Origin of the sequence: Streptomyces sp. NPDC005820 (genome assembly GCF_040630255.1) — a bacterium.
GTDB lineage: Bacteria > Actinomycetota > Actinomycetes > Streptomycetales > Streptomycetaceae > Streptomyces.
This window is the reverse complement of record NZ_JBEXXE010000002.1, coordinates 179,905-199,494: the sequence shown is the minus strand read 5'-3', so window position 1 is coordinate 199,494 and position 19,590 is coordinate 179,905. Positions and strand designations below refer to the sequence as shown.

The following is a 19,590-nucleotide window of genomic DNA, read 5'->3' as shown; positions in this document are numbered from 1 at the left end:
GCCGGTCAGCCGGCGGTGAGGCGTACGGGTTCGATGCCGGAGACGAGGGCGGCGAGGGCCTGGTCGATGTCGGGGCCGAGGTACCAGTCGCCGGTGTGGTCGAGGGCGTAGACGCGGCCTTCGGCGTCGATGGCGAGGAGGGAGTGGGTGTCGGTCTCGGTGCCGAGGGGGCTGACGTCGGTGTCGAGGGCGCGGCCGAGGTCGGCGAGGGTGCGGGCCATGTGGAGGCCGTGGAGGGGGTCGAGGTGGAGGGGGGTGGGGGCGACCTGGCGGCCGGGGCCGGTGGGGGTGAGGGTGAGGCCGCCGAATTCGGCCCAGGCTTCCACGGCGGCGGGGAAGACGGCGTGGCGGTGGCCGGCGGGGCTGGTGTGGTCGCGGAGGGTGTCGGCCCAGATCTCGGCTTGTTTGATGTCCCAGCGTCCGGGTTGCCAGCCGGCGGCGCGCAGGGTGGCGTCGACGGGGACGGGGAAGCGGGATGGGGGTCCCCCCGGCCCGAGCGAAGCCGAGGGATAGGGGGAGGAGGTGCGCGGGTCCGGGTGCATCGGCCTTCGTTCGTCGTTCGTTCGTCGTTCTTTTTCGCTGTTCGCTGTTCGCTGTTCGCCGGGGGTGGGGGCGGACTCAGTCGTTTGCTTCGGGGTCGACGACGCGGACGCCGAAGTGGGCGCTGAGGGCGGTGCAGGCGCGGCAGGGTGCGGCGAAGCTGCCGTGGAGGGGGTCGCCGTCCTCACGGATGCGGCGGGCGGTGAGTTTGGCTTGTTTCAGTGCCTTGCGGGCTTCGCCGTTGGTCATGGGTTTGCGGGCGGCGCGTCTGCTGCGGGCGGCGTCTGCGGCGGCGATGTGGCGGGAGATGAGGAGTGCTTCGGCGCAGCGTCCGGTGAAACGGTCGCGTTGGGCGCTGCCGAGGGTGTCGAGGAAGTCCTGGACGAGGTGGTGCAGGGCCGGTGGCTGGTCGCCCCGGGCCGCGGTGCCGGTGAGGGTGGCGCCGCGCACGGAGAGGGCGGCGGCGATGGTGGGGAGTATGCCGTCGCGGCGGTGACGGAGCGTGGGGGCGTGGGGGGTCTCGGTGGTGGACCAGCCGATGCGGGGGTCGCCGGATGTGGGCGTTTGCGGCCCGTTGTGCTGCCCCGTTTGTGTTGCGTTCATGATCGTCATCCCCTCCCGAGCATGCCCTCGGACGTCACAGGGTGCCAAATGGCGTGGCGGGTGCGGAAGCTGGGGCGGTGCGACACGCCCGGGTTTGGGCGGTCCGTAAGGGCGGGGTGACGGCTGGTCACGGATGTGGGGGCCGTCAAACGGAGCGCCGGTGACCCGTGTCGTCGTACCGCATAGGCTGTCGGCACCGTGATGCGCGCGGTGGGCGCGTGTTGGAGAACCGTTGGAGACAGTCGATACGGGGCGTGGTGGGTCGGGTCCGGAAGCGGAACCGGTCGCTGCGGGCCGTACCAGAGTGCCGCAGGGGGCAACCGCCATGACGACGAGTCGGCTCGGGCAGCAAGCCGCGCCGCCCAACGCGGCCTATGCCGGGCAGGTCGTGCATTTCCCGGATCCGGTGCGTGCGGCGCGGCACCCGAGAGGGGTGCGGATCGACGAGCGCGGCTATCCGGACTTCTCGCCGTACGCGCGTGCGGCGGCGGAGATCGCGGAGCCCCCCGAGGGTTTCGGGGTCGACGAGTTGCGGCTGACGGACTATGTGTCGGCGAACGCGGTGCTCGCGGCTTCGGGGCACGAGTTGTGGGACACGGTGCCGAATGTGGCGACCCCGCACGGCTGGACGTGGCACCACGTGGTGGGTTCGCGGCGGCTGGAGCTGGTTCCGGTCGAGGTGAAGGCGTTGCTCAGGCATCACGGCGGTCTGGCGACGGCGGCGGTGGACCAGTCGAAGCGGGGGACGCGGCCGTTGCAGGAGACGCGTCCGGCGCATGTGGGACTGCCGAAGTCCGGTGTGGCGGTGAGCGAGGCGCAGGTGCAGGGGGTCGAGGAGGATCTCGGGTACCGGCTGCCGGGGGCGTACCGGTCGTTCCTGAAGGCGGCGGGCGGGTGCGCGCCGGTGGGCGCGGCGCTGGACGCCGAGGCGGGGCTGCTGGTGGACCAGCCGTTCTTCACGGTGCGGGACGAGGCGGCGGTCAACGATCTCGTGTACGTCAACAAGTGTCTGCGGGACCATCTGACGAAGGACTACCTGGGCGTCGGGTTCGTGCAGGGCGGGCTGCTGGCCGTGAAGGTGAAGGGCGAGCGGGTCGGTTCGGTGTGGTTCTGCGCGTACGACGACGTCCGGGACGTGGATCCCTCGTTGCCGCCGGCGGAGCGTACGCAGCGGCTGTTGTTGCCGTGCGGTGAGGACTTCGACGTGTTCCTGTCCCGGCTGGCCGGCAATCCGCCGGAGTTGGAGACGGTGGCGAATCTGATGGTGGACGGCGGGTTCGCGCGTGCGGTGCCCGTGGCGTCCGTCGGTGCGGGGGAGTGAGCTGAGCGATGGTGACGTTCGCGCAGGCGCAGGAGCGCGCCGAGGAGTGGATCAACGGGGACGTTCCCGCGTACCAGCATCGTGAGGTGCGGGTGCGGGAGTTCGGGCTCGGGTTCGTGGTGTGGGCGGAGGACCGTCCCGAGGGGCCCCGGTCGGACGGGGGTGCGCAGCGGCTGGTGATCGCCCGGGACAGCGGGGAGGCCACGTTGTGGCCGGCGCTGCCGGTGGGTGAGGTGGTCCGCCGTTACGAGGAGGAGTACGGCCGCCCGGACGAGCCCCAGGACGCGGTGCCGGCGCCTGCGGCGCGGGTGGATCTGAATCAGACGTCGTTCTTGTTGTCGCCGCCGGAGTGGTTGCAGGAGGCGGCGGACAAGCTGGGCATCGGGGAGCGGCGGGGGGCCGAGGGCGGGTCTGGGGCCGGGTCCGGGGCTGCCGGGTCTGATGCCGGTGCCGGTGCCGGTGCCGGCACCGGTGCCGGTGTGTCGGCGGGTGCTGAGGGTGGGGGCGCGACGCCGGATCCCTCGCTGCCGCGGACGCAGGCCGGGGTGCCGGGGAGTGGGTTGCCGCAGACGCAGCCCGGAGTGCCGGGCAGTGGGCTTCCGCAGACGCAGCCCGGGGTGCCGACGGGGCCCGCGCCCGGTGCGCCGGGGGGACCTGTCGCGCCGACGCCCGCCGGGGCGACGCCCTGGACGGGGACGGACACGAACGCCGACGCCGGCGACGACCGTTCCGTACCGCTGCCCGCGACGGTCTTCGCGCCGCCGCTGAGCGGCTCCGACGAACCGGCGCCGCCGCCCGCCGGGCTGCCGGACGCCAAGACGGCCCTGATGAAGGGCGGCAGCCAGCTCCCGCCGACGGCGGTCGCCCCGGCGATGGACGCCTCGGGCCGCGTCTCCGCCGAGAGCGCGCCGGGGGCGCCGGGCAACACGCCGGCTCCGCCCTCGCCCCATGGGCCGGTCGGGTCGTCGTACGGGTATCCGCAGGGGCCCGGTGGTTCCGGTGCCCCCGGTCGTGCGGGGGCCGGGCAGGGGGTCATGCCTCCGCCGCCGGCTCCGCCTCAGGGGCCCGGTGGGGTGTCGTACGGGTATCCGCAGGGCCCGGGGGGTGCCGGTGCCGGGCAGGGGGCCACGCCTCCGCCTCCGCCGCCTCCTCAGCCGCAGGCGGGTGTGCCGTCGTACGGGGCCGGTGCCCCGGGTGGGGGTGCGCCCGGGCGGTCGCTCGCGCCGAACGCCGGTGAGATCGCCGATGCCGCGACCAGCAAGGCGGCTCCGCCCCCGCGTCGTGGGGGTCGCGGTGGGGCCACGCCGCCGCCTCCGCCGAGCGCGCCGGGGGCCCCGGGTGCGCGGCCGGGCGGTACGCCGCCTCCGCCGCCGCCCGGTCCGGGTGCGCCCGGTGCCGCCGCGGCGGGTGGCTATGTGCCCACGCAGTTGGTGTCGGCCCTGGGGCCGGACGGGCCGGCCGGGCCCGGTGCGCCGCAGGCGCCGGGTGCTCCGGGTGCGCCAGGTGCTCCGGGTGCGCCGAACGCTCAGGGCGGGCCGGGTGCGCCGAATCAGCCCGCCGGACCGAACACGCCGGGTGGTGCTCCTCCCGGCGGTGTTCACCATGCCGCGACCATGCTGGCCAACCCCGGGCAGATGGGTCCGGGAGGGCCCGGTGGGCCGGGTGTGCCCGGTGGAGTCGGGGGCGCGCCGCAGCCGCCGGGCGCCCCTGGTGTGCCGCAGGCTCCGGCGGGTGCTCCCGGCGCACCGCAGGCGCCCGGAGTTCCGGGGGCACCCGGCGGGCCGGGTATGCCCGGTGGGCCCGGCGCCCCGCACCAGGCGCAGACCGTGCTGGCCGGACCCCCGGTCGGCGGCCCCGGTGCGCCCCCGCCGCCCGCCCCGGGTGCGCCGGGCGCTCCGGGTATGGCGCCCGGTGGCCCCGGTATGCCCCCGGGGCCCCCTCAGGGCATGCCTCCGGGGATGCCCGGAGCGGGGCAGCCGCCGGCGTACGGGTATCCGCAGCAGCCGCCCGGGCAGCCGACGGTCGGTCCTGGCTACCAGGCCGTGCTGCGCTACCGCGCGCAGGACGGGTCGGAGCAGCAGGTGATCCGGCGTTCGGCGCCGGGCACCCCGCACCCGGAGTGGCAGATCTTCCATGAGCTGCGGGCCATGAACGTGCCCCCGGACCAGGTGCTGGAGCTGCACACCGAGCTGGAGTCGTGCGAGCTGCCGGGTGCGTACTGTGCGCGGATGATCCGGGAGCAGTGGCCGCAGGCACGGCTGGCGAGCATCGCGCCGTACGGCACGGACCATGCGAGCCGGCAGCAGGGCATGCAGCAGCTGCTGGTGCACCAGGGCGAGTTGCACCAGGTGGCCGACGGTCCCGCGCGGCCCGCGCCGGTGCGGGCGCCGTTGCCGCCGGTGCAGCCGGTTCCGCCGATCCCCCCGGAGGGGGTCGCGCAGGAGCTGGGTGCGGCGTTCGGGCCGGGGCTGTTCCGGTTCGAGCAGGCCGCGGTGTCCCGGCAGGGGGTGCCGCCGGTCGTGGCGCACACGCTGGTGGTGGCGGGTCTGCCGATGGACATGGGGCCGTTCTTCTGGGCGCAGGCCCAGCCGGGGCGGCCGGTGCCGACGCTGGCGGAGCTGGCGGCGGAGCGCGGTGTGCAGCCGGCGCCGGACGCGGGGTCGTACCTCGTCATGGGCAGTGATTTCGGCAAGGCGATCTGTGTGCAGTACGGGACGGCGAACATCGTCGCGGTGCCGGTGGAGGCGGGGCCGGGCGGTGGGTCCGTGCCGCCGCAGTTCGTGAACACCGGGCTGCCCGAGTTCCAGCGGTGCCTCGCGCTGCTGGGCCGGATGTGGCGGCTGCGGTTCGGGCTGAACCAGGAGCAGGCGGGGCGCTGGACGGTGGACTTCCAGGCCCAGTTGGCCTCGCTGGACCCGGCGGCGCTGGGTTCGCCGGAGAGCTGGTGGTCGGTGCTGCTGGAGCAGATGTGGGACGGGCTGCTGTGAGGCGTGTCTCGCGCTGACACCGGGTGTGTCGAGGGCCGGGCCGGTCGGATGACCGACCCGGCCCTTTTGCGCGCCCGGAGTGTCGCGTTATGAACACTTAAGTCCGATACATCAAGATATGCGGGAAATCATCATTTCGCGTTCGTCTGGTGGAAGGGGCTACAGCATGAGCAGCGCACGGGTGTCATCGCCGGGGTTCGTGACCGTTCTCGGGCGCGGCTACCGGCCCAAAGAAGTCGACACGTTCACCGCCGCGCTCTCCGCCGAACGCGACGCGGCCTGGGAGCGGGTCACCCGGCTCACGGTGCTCGCCAAGGAGATGGTGGTGGAGGCCAAGCGGCTGCGCGAGGCCTGCACGGAGATCAAGCCGCAGACGTACGACACCCTCGGGGAGCGCGCACGGCGCGTGTGGGATCTCGTACAGGAAGAGGCGGCCGGGATGGTCGAGCGCGCCCGGCGGGAGGCGGCGGAGGAGGTCGCGCAGGCCGAGGAGCATGCCGAGACGCTGAGCCGCACTGCCCAGGAGCAGGCGGAGACGATCCGCACGGAGGCCAAGGAGCACGCCCACAAGCGGCTGCTCGCCGCGCGCGCCGAGGCGCAGGGCATCCGGGTCACCGCGCGGCGCAAGGTCAAGGAGTTCCGCGGCGCGGAGCTCGACGCGCTGCGTGACGTACGGCAGCGCACCGCGGGCCTGCTCGTGGAACCGAAGCACGAGCACGCCGAGAAGTGGGCCGAGGCGGACCGTGAGCTCGCCGAGCGGATCGCCGCCATGGAGGCGAACAACGAGCGGGCGGTGGCCCGTGCCGAGGAGGCCCTGGCCGCGGCGCAGCGGGAGTTCGCCGAGGCCCAGGAGTCGATCGGCCGGCGTCAGGAGGAGGCACGCGCGCGTGCCACGCAGATCCTCGCCGAGGCCCGGCTGAAGGAGGACCGCATCGCCCAGGAGACGGAACGGGTGATCCGCAAGCACCATGAGCACTCGGACGAGGTGCGGGCGCACATGGAGCAGGTCCAGGAGAGCCTGAGAGCGCTCACGGGCCGCCCGGCGGAGTGATCCCCGGGTCCCCGAGCCCTCCTCGGGCCGAGGACCGCGGGCCCGCCCTGCACGCCGCACGACCTACGGCGGGGTGCAGGACGGGCCCGCTTGCATGCCAAGCCGACGGACAGGCCACGGGACCGTCCGGCCGGTCGTCAGTTGTCCTTGCGTGCCGCCGCTCCCGCCAGGATCCAGCCCTCCACGGCCTCGTACTGGCGGCGCTGTTCCTCGGCGCCGCGCCGGCCCGAGGCCAGGGTGCCGAGCCAGCCGAAGGCGAAGCCGAGGGGGACGGTGACGATGCCGGTGGTGGTGAACGGGAACCAGTTGAAGTCGGCCTCGGGGAACGCGGCGGCGGGCGAGCCGGAGACCAGGTTCGTGCCCGGCATGAGGAGCAGGACGGCGAGGGTGCCGCCGATGAGCGTGCACAGCAGGCCGGTGCGGGTGTAGCGGCGCCAGAAGAGGCTGTAGACGAGGGCGGGGGCGAGGGCGGACGCGCCCAGGCAGAAGGAGAGCGTGACCAGGGGCTGCAGGCTGCGGTGCTGCACCTGGGTGGCGAGCAGGATCGTCGGTACGCCGACGGCCAGCGCGGACAGCCGGGCGATCAGCATCTCGCGCTGCGGGGTCGTCGCACGCGCGCGTGCCGCGAAGACGTCGTGGGCGAGGGAGTTGGCGCAGGCGAGGATCATGCCGGCGACGGAGGCGAGGACGGTGAGGAAGATCGCCGTGGTGACCGCCGTGAACAGCAGGGTCTCCGCGGTGGACACGTCCGTGCCGAACGCGGCCCGTGAGCCCAGCAGATAGGCGGTGTTGCCCTGCGGGTCCGCGGCGGCGATCGCGGCGCGGCCGACCAGGGCCGTGGCCCCGAATCCGACGACCGTCATGACCAGGACGAACACCGCCACGCCGGACACCGCCCAGGACAGCGAGCGGCGCACCTGGCGGGCGCTGGAGGCGGTGTACATGCGCATGGTGATGTGCGGCAGGCAGGCGCCGCCCAGGACCACCGACAGCTGGGAGGTGATCATGTCGATACGGGGGTACGGGCTGCCGGCGAACTCCAGGCCGGAGCGCAGGAACGCGTCGCCGACCCCGCTGCCCTTCGCGGCCGCGTCGAACAGGGCGCCCGGGTTCCAGTCGAAGCGGCTGAGGACGACGAGGGCGACGGCGGCACCGGAGCCGAGCAGGGTCACGATCTTCAGGATCTGGATGAGGGCGGTGCCCTTCATGCCGCCGATCGCCGCGTAGCTGATCATCAGCGCGCCCATGACGACGACGCAGCCGGTCTTCACGGAGTCTCCGGAGAAGCCCAGGATGAACGCGAGGAGCTGTCCGGTGCCGGCGAGCTGCACCAGCATCATCGGCAGCAGCGCGGCGAGGGTGACGGCGCAGGCGGTGATCCGTACGGCCCGGCCCGGCATCCTTCTGGCCAGCGCGTCGCCCATGGTGAACCGGCCCGCGTTGCGCAGGGGTTCGGCCAGCAGGAACATCAGCAGCATCAGCGACAGGGCCGTGCTGAGGGCGAGGACGACACCGTCGTAGCCGCACAGGGCGATGACCCCGCCGGTGCCGAGGACGGTGGCGGCGGAGATGTAGTCGCCGGCGATGGCGAGGCCGTTGCGCAGCGGGGACAGGGAGCGGTAGCCGGTGTAGAACTCGTCGAGGTCGTCGCGGTCGGGGCCGGTCATCACGCACAGCAGCAGGGTGACGGTGGCGACCGCGGTGAAGGCGGCGAGGGACATGGTCTGCGCGTCGCCGCTGAACTCCGTGACGGAGGCCGCGAGGTGGGTGCTTGCCGTGCTCACCGGGTGGTCCCCCGTCGTACGTCGATCTCGGACTGCTTGCGGATGCGGTCGGCGAGCGGGTCGACCCGGCGCCGGGCGGTGTGCTCGTAGACGGCGATCGCCAGCAAGGTGACGGGGAGCTGGATCAGCCCGAGGAGGAGGCCGGCGGGCAGTCCGGTGGTGACGGTGGCCGTCATCAGGGACGGCGCGAAGCCGGACAGGACGAGGAACACGACGAAGTAGCCGAGCGCGGTGAGCGTGGCGACGCGTCGCTGGCGGCGGTAGGCGCCGCGCAGGATCCGCAGGTCGCTGTGGTGCCCGAGCGGGGCCTGGTGGTCCGGTCGGTGGCGCGGGGACGTGGGGGGCGGCTGGGGTGGCGGCTGCCAGGGGTAGGTCGGGTCGGGGCGGGACGGGTCGTAGGACATCCCGTGCTCCTTGCATGGCTCGGGCCCGTGGCGGCGGACCGCAGGGAGGTGGGGTGGGGGTGGCGAGCCACGCACGTTACTCGGGAGTACGGTCGGTGCGAAGTCTTTTCACCAAACTGGTCGGTCGGTATGCGCTTACTATGCGAACCGGCCGCTGACCTGCGGTGTTACCCCCGATAACCCCGCCGCCGCTCCGGCTGCTCCCCCGGCTGCTCCTCCGTCCCTTCCGTCGTCGGCGGCTCGCTCCGGTCCTGCTCGCCCAGCACCGGGAACCGGCGCGGCGCCACGCACAGCAGCACCAGGAACGCGAGCGCGGCGGCACACGACGCGCCCAGATACACGGCGTGCACGGCGCTCGCGACAGCGCGCCGTACGGACTCGGGCGCCGTACCTGCGTCGAGCGCGCGGGTGACCGAGTCCAGATCGCCCGCCCCGCCCAGCCGGGCGGCCAGCACCCCGTTGGCGACCGCGCCGAACACCGACGCGCCGATCGTCTGCCCGGTCTGCCGGCAGAACAGCACCGACGCCGTCGTCGTCCCGCGCTCCGACCAGCCCACCGTCGACTGCACACCCACGATCAGCGGCAGCTGGAAGAGGCCGAGCGCCGCCCCGAGCACCAGCATCAACAGGGCCGGCTGCCAGGCCGCGCCGGGATACGGCAGGAAGGGGAACGCCAGCAGGATCAGCGCGGCGGCGCCGATGCCGAGCAGCGCGGTGTCACGGAAGCCGATCCGCCGGTAGACGTGCTGGCTCAGCGCGGCCGACACGGGCCAGCTCAGCGTCCACACCGAGAGCACGAAGCCGGCCGCCACGGGGCCGAGGCCCAGCACCGACTGCGCGTACGTCGGCAGGAACACCGAGGGCGCCACCATCAGCAGGCCCAGCGCGCCCAGGGCCAGATTGACCGCGGCGATCGTACGGCGCCGCCACACCCACCCCGGGATGATCGGCTCCGCCGCCCGGCGCTCGACGACCACCACGAGCCCCGCCAGCGCCAGCCCCGCACCGAACAGCCCGAACGACGGCCCCGACCACCACGGCCAGGCCACCCCGCCCTGCACCAACGCGGTCAACAACACCCCACCGCACGCGAACACGGCCAGAGCCCCGACCCAGTCCACACGCGCGCGTGGCGACGATTCCGCCGGCGTCTTCCGGTCTTCACGCGCGCGTGCACGAGATCCCGGCCGCGTCTTCCGGTCCTCACGCGCGTGTGCCGACGATTCCGCCGGCGTCTCCTGATCCCCACGCGCGCGTGCACGAGATCCCGGCCGTGTCTCCTCGTCCCCACGTGCGAGTGCCGAAGATCCCTGCAGCGACTCCCTGTGCGGCTCGTGCAGATGACGGACGATCAGCCACAACGCCACCGCCCCGATCGGCAGGTTGACCAGGAAGATCCAGCGCCAGTCCGCGTACGCCGCGAGCACTCCGCCCAGACCGGGACCCGCCACCGCCGACACCGCCCACACCGTGGACAGCTTCGACTGGATCTTCGGCCGCTCCTCGAGCGGATACAGATCGGCGGCGAGCGTCTGCACCGTGCCCTGCAGCGCGCCGCCGCCCAGCCCCTGCACCACGCGGAACGCGATCAGCGCCGCCATGTTCCAGGCGAGCGCGCACAGCAGCGACCCCAGCAGGAACAGCGCGGCGCCCACCACCAGCACCGGCTTGCGGCCGAAGGTGTCGGAGAGCTTGCCGTAGACGGGCAGGGTGACCGTCACCGCGAGCAGATAGCCCGAGAACAGCCACGAGAAGACCGAGAACCCGCCCAGGTCGCCGACGATCTGCGGGACGGCCGTGGAGACGACGGTGGAGTCCAGGGCGGCCAGCGCCATGGAGAGCATCAGCGCGGCCACCACCGCGCCCCGCCGCTGCCCGCCCATGCGCTGCGGCGCGGCCTCACGTGTCGCGGGTCTCGTGTCCCCCACCGGATGCCCTCCCCTGCCGTCTCCCGTGCCCCCTGCACCTATCCGCCGGAGGACAGCTTCCCACTTGCCCTTCTCTCCAGGGGAGCCTTGACCTTCACGCGACGGAAGGGTGCAGCCTGAGGCCATCGGGGGTGGAGCGACGCGGGGCCGAAGGGTGGAGTCGACCCCGAGTGCCGCTCCACCCGGTGGTGGAGAGCCCCTAGGGGTACCTCCGTACTACGTCTCGGGGAGGGTTCGTACCGGCGGAGGACGAGACAGACCGGGGTGCCTTCTTAACCTGGCTTTATGCCGTTGGGGGTGGCCAGCCCCAGCGGCGGAGGGTGGGGTTAACCCCCCGGAAAGACGGGTCCCGGCACCAGCGCGCCGGACCCCCTCCCGCCGCCAGACTCTTCGACGTAGCACCTCCCGCACTACTCGCACTTGGCGCACTACGCGCACCACGCGCACTCCTCCCCGGTCATCCACCGCGGTCGAGTGCGATCCATTCACTTCCGACATAGGAGACTTACCGTGACTTCGGCTGTGACCATTCCCAGGCACGGGGGCACTGGAGGGCGTACGGCCGTCGCCGCGCGGGCGCGACAGGTCGTCAAGGCGTACGGGTCCGGCGAGACCCGGGTCGTCGCCCTGGACCACGTCGACGTGGACATCGCACGCGGGCAGTTCACCGCGATCATGGGCCCCTCGGGGTCCGGCAAGTCCACGCTGATGCACTGCCTCGCCGGTCTCGACACCGTGACGAGCGGTCAGATCTACCTGGACGACACCGAGATCACCGGCCTGAAGGACAAGAAGCTCACGAAGCTGCGCCGGGACCGGATCGGGTTCATCTTCCAGGCGTTCAACCTGCTGCCCACGCTCAACGCGATCGAGAACATCACGCTGCCCATGGACATCGCGGGCCGCAAGCCCGACAAGGAGTGGCTCGCGCGCGTGGTCGACACGGTGGGACTCTCCGACCGGCTCAAGCACCGGCCCACCCAGCTCTCCGGCGGTCAGCAGCAGCGGGTCGCCGTGGCGCGCGCCCTGGCGGCCCGCCCCGAGATCATCTTCGGTGACGAGCCGACCGGAAACCTCGACTCGCGCGCGGGCGCCGAGGTCCTGGGCTTCCTGCGCCGCTCCGTCGACGAGCTCGGGCAGACCATCGTGATGGTCACCCACGACCCGGTGGCGGCCTCGTACGCGGACCGGGTGCTGTACCTCGCCGACGGCCGGATCGTCGACGAGATGTTCAAGCCGACCGCGGACGCCGTCCTGGACCGCATGAAGGACTTCGACGCGCGGGGGCGTACGTCATGACCGTCATGAAGACCTCGATGCGCAACTTCTTCGCGCACAAGGGACGCATGGCCCTGTCGGCCGTCGCGGTCCTGCTCTCCGTCGCCTTCGTCTGCGGCACGCTGGTGTTCACCGACACCATGAACACCACCTTCGACAAGCTGTTCGCCGCCACCTCCTCCGATGTCACGGTCAGCGCCAAGGACGCCTCGGACACCGGTGAGACCACCTCCGACAACGGCAAGCCGCCGGTCATGCCGGCCTCCGTGCTCACCAAGGTGCGCGAGGCCCAGGGCGTGAAGACGGCGGAGGGGACCGTCTTCTCGACCTCGGTGACCGTCGTGGACGCCGACAAGGACAACCTCTCCCCGTCCAGCGGCGCCCCGACCATCGTCGGCAGCTGGAACGGCAACGACGCCCGCACCATGAAGATCACCTCCGGTGCGGCGCCCCAGGGCTCCGGCCAGGTCATGGTCGACAAGGACACCGCCGACAAGCACCACCTGAAGCTCGGCGACGAGATCGGCGTGATCAGCGCGGTCGGCACGCACACCGCGCGGATCTCCGGCATCGCCGCCTTCCAGGTCACCAACCCCGGCGCCGCGATCTTCTACCTGGACACGAGGACCGCCCAGCAGACCCTGGTCGGCGAGCCGGACGTGTACACCAACGTCAACGTCACGGCCGCGGCCGGCGTCAGCGACGACCAGCTGAAGAAGAACGTCACGGCGGAGCTCGGCACGGCCGGCTACAAGGTGCAGACCGCCAAGGAGACGGCCGACGCCAACCGCGCGGACGTCGGCGGCTTCCTGAACGTCATGAAGTACGCGATGCTCGGCTTCGCCGGGATCGCCTTCCTCGTCGGCATCTTCCTGATCATCAACACCTTTTCCATGCTGGTCGCCCAGCGCACCCGGGAGATCGGCCTGATGCGGGCCATCGGCTCCAGCCGCAAGCAGGTCAACCGCTCGGTCCTCGCCGAGGCGCTGCTGCTCGGCTTCGTCGGCTCGGTGCTCGGCGTCGGCGCGGGCGTCGGCCTCGCGATCGGTCTGATGAAGCTCATGGGCGCGACCGGCATGAACCTCTCCACCGACGATCTGACGGTGGCCTGGACGACCCCGGTGGTCGGCCTCGCCCTCGGTGTGATCGTCACCGTCCTCGCCGCCTACCTGCCCGCCCGCCGCGCCGGCAAGGTCTCCCCGATGGCCGCGCTGCGCGACGCGGGCGCCCCGGCCGACGCCAAGGCCGGTGTCGTACGGGCCGTGCTGGGGCTGCTGCTGACCGGAGCGGGCGGCTACGGCCTCTACCTCGCCTCGGCCGCCGACAAGGCCAAGGAGGGCTCCCTCTGGCTCGGCCTCGGTGTGGTGCTGACGCTGATCGGCTTCGTCGTCATCGGCCCGCTGCTCGCGGGCGGCGTGGTCCGTGTCCTCGGCGCGGTCCTGCTGAGGGCCTTCGGCCCGGTCGGCCGCATGGCCGAACGCAACGCCCTGCGCAACCCGCGCCGCACCGGCGCCACCGGCGCCGCGCTGATGATCGGCCTCGCCCTGGTCGCCTGCCTCTCGGTCGTCGGCTCCTCCATGGTCGCCTCCGCGACCGACCAGCTCGACAAGACCGTCGGCACGGACTTCATCATCCAGAGCGACAACGGGCAGCTCATCACCCCGCAGGCCGTCCAGGCGGTCAAGGACACGCCGGGCCTGGAGCGGGTCACCGAGTACAAGTGGACCAAGGCCGACTTCACCACGCCCGACGGGAAGACGCTCGACGGCACGGCCATCACCGCCGCCGACCCGAGCTACGCTACGGACCTGCGCACCGAGACCGTCGCGGGCAAGCTCGCCGACGCCTACAAGCCCGACTCGATGTCCGTCCACGAGACGTTCGCCAAGGACCACGACATCCATCTCGGATCCAAGATCGCGGTGGCGTTCGACAACGGCTCCACGGCCCGCCTCACCGTCCGCGCGATCACCAGCAGTGACGTCGTCATCGACCAGGGCGCGATGTACACCTCCATCGACACGATGAAGAAGTACGTCCCGGCCGACAAGCTCCCCCTCGACCAGCTGGTCTTCGCCTCGGCGAAGGACGGACAGCAGGACGCCGCCTACACGTCCCTGAAGTCCGCCCTGCACGACTACCCGCAGTACAGCGTCCGCGACCAGACCGACTACAAGCAGGCGCTGAAGGACCAGATCGGCCAGCTCCTCAACCTGATCTACGGCCTCCTGGCGCTCGCGATCGTCGTCGCGATCCTGGGCGTGGTGAACACCCTGGCCCTGTCGGTGGTGGAACGCACCCGGGAGATCGGCCTGATGCGCGCCATCGGCCTCTCGCGCCGCCAGCTGCGCCGCATGATCCGCATGGAGTCGGTGGTCATCGCCCTCTTCGGCGCCCTCCTCGGCCTCGGCCTGGGCATGGGCTGGGGCGCCACCGCCCAGCAGCTCCTCGCCCTGGAGGGCCTGACCGTCCTCGAGATCCCGTGGCCGACCATCACCGCCGTCTTCATCGGCTCGGCCTTCGTGGGCCTGTTCGCGGCCCTGATCCCCGCCTTCCGCGCCGGCCGCATGAACGTGCTGAACGCGATCGCGACGGACTAGACGGCGATACGGGCGCACATACGGGCGCATATACGGGGGCACGGCCGAGGCACCGAGAAGCGCGGGGGGCTTCTCGGTGCCTTCCCCGTCCGACCGAGTCGGGTGGTGGGCGGCGAAGGTCGGGGGTCCAGGGGGGCGGAGCCCTGGCGGGAGTGTCAGGGCCGCCCCCTGAGAAACCCTGGTTGTCCACAGCCCCCGGCGAACGGCAGCGCCCCGTCGTACCCTGGACACCCCCGGCCCGTGACGCGTGCCGGGTCGTTCGCGTTGCCCACCCACCGACGAAAGCCGCCCCGAATGAGCCTGCACGGTCTGCTCGACGCCGTCGTCAAGGACACCGCCCTCGCCGAAGCGATCCCCGCGGCCGCAGACGGCAACCGCATGCACATCGATCTGGTCGGCCCCCCGGCGGCCCGCCCCTTCACCATCGCCGCCCTCGCCCGCGAGACCGGCCGCACCGTCCTCGCCGTCACCGCGACCGGCCGCGAGGCCGAGGACCTGGCCGCCGCCCTGCGCTCCCTGCTGCCGCCGGACGGCGTCGTCGAGTACCCCTCCTGGGAGACGCTCCCGCACGAACGCCTCAGCCCCCGCAGCGACACCGTGGGCCGCCGCCTCGCCGTGCTGCGCCGGCTGTCCCACCCGCGCCCCGACGACCCCGAGACGGGCCCGGTCTCGGTCGTCGTGGCGCCGGTCCGCTCGGTCCTCCAGCCGCAGGTCAAGGGCCTCGGCGACCTGGAACCGGTGGCCCTGCGCACCGGCGAGCAGGCCGACCTGAACCGGACCGTCGAAGCGCTCGCCGCAGCCGCGTACGCGCGCGTGGAGCTCGTCGAGAAGCGCGGCGAGTTCGCCGTGCGCGGCGGCATCCTGGACGTGTTCCCGCCCACCGAGGAACACCCCCTGCGCATCGAGTTCTGGGGCGACGACATCGAGGAGATCCGCTACTTCAAGGTCGCCGACCAGCGCTCCCTCGAAGTCGCCGAGCACGGCCTGTGGGCCCCGCCCTGCCGTGAACTCCTGCTGACGGACGACGTACGCACGCGTGCGCGTGCCCTCGCCGAACAGCACCCGGAACTCGGCGAACTCCTCCACAGGATCGCCGAGGGCATCGCGGTCGAGGGCATGGAGTCCCTCGCCCCCGTCCTCGTCGACGACATGGAGCTGCTCATCGACGTCCTCCCCAAGGGCGCCATGGCCGTCGTATGCGATCCGGAGCGGGTCCGTACGCGCGCCGCCGACCTGGTGGCGACCTCGCAGGAGTTCCTGCAGGCGTCCTGGGCGGCCACGGCCGGCGGCGGCGAGGCGCCCATCGACGTCGGCGCGGCCTCCCTGTGGTCGATCGCGGACGTCCGCGACCGCGCGCGCGAGCTGGACATGATGTGGTGGTCCGTGTCGCCGTTCGCCGCCGACCTCGAGCTGGAGGCGGACACCCTCCAGCTCGGCATGCACGCCCCCGAGACCTACCGCGGCGACACCGCGAAGGCCCTCGCCGACACCAAGGGCTGGCTCGCCGACGGCTGGCGCGTCGTCTTCGTCACCGAGGGCCACGGCCCGGCGGCCCGCACGGTGGAGGTCCTCGGCGGCGAGGGCGTCGCCGCCCGCCTCGACACGGACATCGCCTCGCTGAGCCCGTCCGTCGTCCATGTGGCGTGCGGCTCCCTCGAGTACGGCTTCGTGGACGCGGCGCTGAAGCTGGTCGTCCTCACCGAGACCGACCTGTCGGGCCAGAAGGCGGCCGGCAAGGACGGCGCGCGCATGCCCGCGCGCCGCCGGAAGACGATCGACCCGCTCACCCTGGAGGCGGGCGACTACATCGTCCACGAGCAGCACGGCGTCGGCCGCTACATCGAGATGGTGCAGCGCACCGTGCAGGGCGCCACGCGCGAGTACCTGGTCGTCGAGTACGCCCCCGCCAAGCGCGGCCAGCCCGGCGACCGCCTCTACATCCCCACCGACCAGCTGGAGCAGATCACCAAGTACGTCGGCGGCGAGGCGCCCACGCTGCACCGGCTCGGCGGCGCCGACTGGACGAAGACCAAGGCGCGCGCGAAGAAGGCCGTCAAGGAGATCGCCGCCGACCTGATCAAGCTGTACTCCGCGCGCATGGCCGCCCCCGGGCACGCGTTCGGCACGGACACGCCGTGGCAGCGCGAGCTGGAGGACGCGTTCCCGTACGCGGAGACCCCCGACCAGCTCACCACCATCGCCGAGGTCAAGGACGACATGGAGAAGACGGTCCCCATGGACCGCCTGATCTGCGGTGACGTCGGCTACGGCAAGACGGAGATCGCGGTCCGCGCCGCGTTCAAGGCCGTCCAGGACGGCAAGCAGGTCGCGGTCCTCGTCCCGACGACTTTGCTCGTGCAGCAGCACTTCGGCACGTTCAGCGAGCGGTACGCGCAGTTCCCGGTCAACGTCAGGGCGCTGTCCCGGTTCCAGACCGACACCGAGGCGAAGGCGGTCCTGGAGGGCCTGCACGAGGGCGCGGTGGACGTCGTCATCGGCACCCACCGCCTGTTCTCCTCGGAGACGAAGTTCAAGGACCTGGGCCTGGTCATCGTCGACGAGGAGCAGCGCTTCGGCGTCGAGCACAAGGAGCAGCTGAAGAAGCTCCGCGCCAACGTCGACGTGCTGACCATGTCGGCGACCCCGATCCCGCGCACCCTGGAGATGGCGGTCACCGGCATCCGCGAGATGTCGACGATCACCACCCCGCCGGAGGAGCGCCACCCGGTGCTCACCTTCGTCGGCCCGTACGAGGAGAAGCAGATCGGCGCCGCGATCCGCCGTGAACTGCTGCGCGAGGGCCAGGTCTTCTACATCCACAACCGGGTCGAGTCGATCGACCGCGCGGCGGCCCGGCTGCGGGAGATCGTCCCCGAGGCGCGGATCGCGACGGCCCACGGGCAGATGTCCGAGTCGGCCCTCGAACAGGTCGTCGTCGACTTCTGGGAGAAGAAGTTCGACGTGCTCGTCTCGACGACGATCGTCGAGTCCGGCATCGACATCTCCAACGCCAACACCCTGATCGTGGAGCGCGGCGACACCTTCGGTCTCTCCCAGCTGCACCAGCTGCGCGGCCGGGTGGGCCGTGGCCGCGAGCGCGGGTACGCGTACTTCCTGTACCCGCCGGAGAAGCCGCTGACGGAGACCGCGCACGAGCGGCTCGCCACGATCGCCCAGCACACCGAGATGGGCGCGGGCATGTACGTGGCGATGAAGGACCTGGAGATCCGAGGGGCCGGAAACCTCCTCGGCGGCGAGCAGTCGGGCCACATCGCGGGTGTCGGCTTCGACCTGTACGTCCGGATGGTCGGCGAGGCCGTGGCAGACTACCGGCGGCAGCTGGAGACCGGTGGGATCGAGGAGGAGCCGCCGCTCGAGGTCAAGATCGAGCTGCCGGTCGACGCGCACGTCCCGCACGACTACGCCCCCGGCGAGCGGCTGCGTCTGCAGGCCTACCGTGCCATCGCCTCGGCCAACTCCGAGGACGACATCAAGGCCGTACGGGAGGAACTCGTCGACCGTTACGGCAAGCTGCCCGAGCCGGTCGAGAACCTGCTGCTGGTGGCCGGGCTGCGGATGCTGGCACGCGCGTGCGGGGTCGGCGAGATCGTTCTGCAGGGCACCAACATCCGTTTCGCGCCGGTGGAGTTGCGTGAGTCGCAGGAGCTGCGCCTGAAGCGCCTGTACCCCGGCTCCGTCATCAAGCCGGCCGTCCACCAGGTCCTCGTGCCCCGCCCGAAGACGGCGAAGGTCGGCGGCAAGCCGTTGGTCGGCCGGGAACTGCTGGGCTGGGTGGGGGAGTTCCTGGCGTCGGTGCTGGGGTCGTAGGAGTCGAGGGCCGTCAGGCCACCGGTCGGATCCGTCCGCCGGTGGCCTCCGCCAGGGCCTCCGCCAGGGCCGCCGCCAGCCGGTCACGGACCGCGACCTGGGCGGCGATCCGCTCCTCCATGACCGCGAGCCGCCGCAGCGCGACCTCCAGGGTCCGCCCGGTCGGCGGGGACGCGGTCACGTCCCGGTCCAGACAGGGCAGGAACACCTGTACGTCGTCCAGGGTGAGCCCCGCCCGTACGAGGCTGCGGATGTTGCGGACGCGGACGGCGACGGCGGGGTCGTAGAAGCGGTAGCCGTTGGCGGCGCGCTCGGAGACGATCAGCCCCGCCCGCTCGTAGTGGCGCAGGGCGCGCACGGAGGCTCCGGTGACCTCGGCGAGCTCGCCGATGCGCAGGCGTGGTCGGGGCGGACCGGGGGCCGTCGTGTCGCCTGGCTGCTGCATGCACGTCAGTCTCATGCGACGACCGCGCCGCCGTCCACCGGGAGGATCACCCCGGTGACGAACGAGGCCTCGGGTGAGGCGAGTCGCGTGATCGCCCAGGCGACGTCCTGCGGGCGGCCGATCCGGCCGAGCGGGGTGTGCGCGAGCTGCCAGGCGCGGATCGCGGCACGCTGTTCTGGCGTCCAGCCGGTGTGGTCGGCGATCGGTGTCTCGATCGCGCCGGGCGCCACCGCGGCGACCCGGATCCCGAGGGGCGCCAGTTCGACCGCCCAACTGCGGGTGAGCACTTCGAGGGCGGCCTTCCCGGCCGCGTACAGGGAGTTGCCCGGCCAGCCACGCTGCCCGACGGACGTCGTCACGTTCACGACGACACCCCGGCTCTCCTCCAGGGCGGGCAGCGCGGCCTGGGTGAGGAGGAGGGGAGCGACCAGGTTGGTCGCGAGGAGGGGGCGTACCGAGGCGAGGGTGTAGGTGCGCAGGGAGTCGGTGGTGACGATGGCGGCATTGTTGACGAGGACGTCGATGCGGCCGTGGCGTTCCAGGGCGGTGCGGACGACGTCGGCCGGGCCGTCCTCGGCCGTGAGGTCGGCGGCGAGCGGGGTGATGCGGTCCTCGTCGTGGGCGGCGGTCCCGGCGAGGGGCGCCGGGCGGCGGCCCACGGCGATCACGCGGTCGCCCTGTGCGGCGAAGGCGTGGGCGGTGGCGCGGCCGATGCCGGTGCCGGCGCCGGTGACGAGGACGGTTCGGGGGCTGTTCGTTCCGGTCATGCGGGGATCCTCGGACCCTGACGCCGGTGTCAGGGTCAAGCGCCGGTCCGGCGG

13 protein-coding genes are annotated in these 19,590 nt (G+C 72.5%); 6 read left to right on the top strand and 7 right to left on the bottom strand.

Annotated features, from left to right (window positions below):
* Nucleotides 1-5 precede the first annotated feature (5 nt).
* Nucleotides 6-542, bottom strand: a complete 537-nt coding sequence (locus tag ABZ464_RS03180; protein WP_359270111.1) for an SUKH-3 domain-containing protein — start codon at nt 540-542, stop codon at nt 6-8.
* A gap of 76 nt (nt 543-618) precedes the next feature.
* The gene (locus tag ABZ464_RS03175) at nt 619-1,152 is read right to left on the bottom strand and encodes a YwqJ-related putative deaminase (RefSeq protein ID WP_359270108.1); all 534 of its coding nucleotides are present in this window, start codon (nt 1,150-1,152) and stop codon (nt 619-621) included.
* Between the two features lie 316 nt (nt 1,153-1,468).
* Between ABZ464_RS03175 and ABZ464_RS03170 the strand changes: the two genes are divergently transcribed.
* The 3 genes from ABZ464_RS03170 to ABZ464_RS03160 all read left to right on the top strand — a co-directional run bounded on the left by ABZ464_RS03170 (nt 1,469) and on the right by ABZ464_RS03160 (nt 6,502).
* Nucleotides 1,469-2,464 carry an SMI1/KNR4 family protein gene (locus ABZ464_RS03170; RefSeq protein ID WP_359270105.1) on the top strand — a complete coding sequence of 332 codons (996 nt, stop codon included), beginning with the start codon at nt 1,469-1,471 and terminating at the stop codon, nt 2,462-2,464.
* Between the two features lie 8 nt (nt 2,465-2,472).
* Nucleotides 2,473-5,451, top strand: coding sequence for an SUKH-4 family immunity protein (locus tag ABZ464_RS03165; protein ID WP_359270102.1), 2,979 nt, complete (start codon nt 2,473-2,475; stop codon nt 5,449-5,451).
* 166 nt (nt 5,452-5,617) lie between these two features.
* Entirely contained in the window at nt 5,618-6,502 is an 885-nt protein-coding gene (locus ABZ464_RS03160) for a cellulose-binding protein (protein WP_359270099.1), read from the top strand.
* A 137-nt stretch (nt 6,503-6,639) separates the two neighbouring features.
* Here the strand turns inward: ABZ464_RS03160 and ABZ464_RS03155 are convergent, their stop codons facing one another.
* The 3 genes from ABZ464_RS03155 to ABZ464_RS03145 form a co-directional block, all read right to left on the bottom strand.
* Nucleotides 6,640-8,223 carry a cation acetate symporter gene (locus ABZ464_RS03155; protein ID WP_359270659.1) on the bottom strand — a complete coding sequence of 528 codons (1,584 nt, stop codon included), beginning with the start codon at nt 8,221-8,223 and terminating at the stop codon, nt 6,640-6,642.
* A gap of 59 nt (nt 8,224-8,282) precedes the next feature.
* The gene (locus ABZ464_RS03150) at nt 8,283-8,690 is read right to left on the bottom strand and encodes a DUF485 domain-containing protein (RefSeq protein WP_359270096.1); all 408 of its coding nucleotides are present in this window, start codon (nt 8,688-8,690) and stop codon (nt 8,283-8,285) included.
* Between the two features lie 167 nt (nt 8,691-8,857).
* Complete coding sequence (locus ABZ464_RS03145; protein WP_359270656.1) at nt 8,858-10,573, bottom strand: MFS transporter; 1,716 nt, start codon at nt 10,571-10,573, stop codon at nt 8,858-8,860.
* A 555-nt stretch (nt 10,574-11,128) separates the two neighbouring features.
* Between ABZ464_RS03145 and ABZ464_RS03140 the strand changes: the two genes are divergently transcribed.
* From ABZ464_RS03140 to mfd, 3 genes are all read left to right on the top strand, one after another.
* Nucleotides 11,129-11,917, top strand: a complete 789-nt coding sequence (locus tag ABZ464_RS03140) for an ABC transporter ATP-binding protein (RefSeq protein WP_359270094.1) — start codon at nt 11,129-11,131, stop codon at nt 11,915-11,917.
* Complete coding sequence (locus tag ABZ464_RS03135) at nt 11,914-14,496, top strand: FtsX-like permease family protein (RefSeq protein ID WP_359270092.1); 2,583 nt, start codon at nt 11,914-11,916, stop codon at nt 14,494-14,496. Before ABZ464_RS03140 ends, ABZ464_RS03135 begins: the two co-directional genes overlap by 4 nt.
* 294 nt (nt 14,497-14,790) lie before the next feature.
* Nucleotides 14,791-18,324 (top strand): transcription-repair coupling factor, encoded by a 3,534-nt coding sequence (gene mfd / locus ABZ464_RS03130; protein WP_359270089.1) that lies wholly within the window; start codon nt 14,791-14,793, stop codon nt 18,322-18,324.
* A 13-nt stretch (nt 18,325-18,337) separates the two neighbouring features.
* On the opposite strand, the gene ABZ464_RS03125 is transcribed toward mfd, so the two are convergent.
* Nucleotides 18,338-18,721 (bottom strand): MerR family transcriptional regulator, encoded by a 384-nt coding sequence (locus ABZ464_RS03125; protein WP_359270653.1) that lies wholly within the window; start codon nt 18,719-18,721, stop codon nt 18,338-18,340.
* A gap of 59 nt (nt 18,722-18,780) precedes the next feature.
* Nucleotides 18,781-19,536, bottom strand: a complete 756-nt coding sequence (locus ABZ464_RS03120; protein WP_359270087.1) for an SDR family oxidoreductase — start codon at nt 19,534-19,536, stop codon at nt 18,781-18,783.
* Between the last annotated feature and the right edge of the window lie 54 nt (nt 19,537-19,590).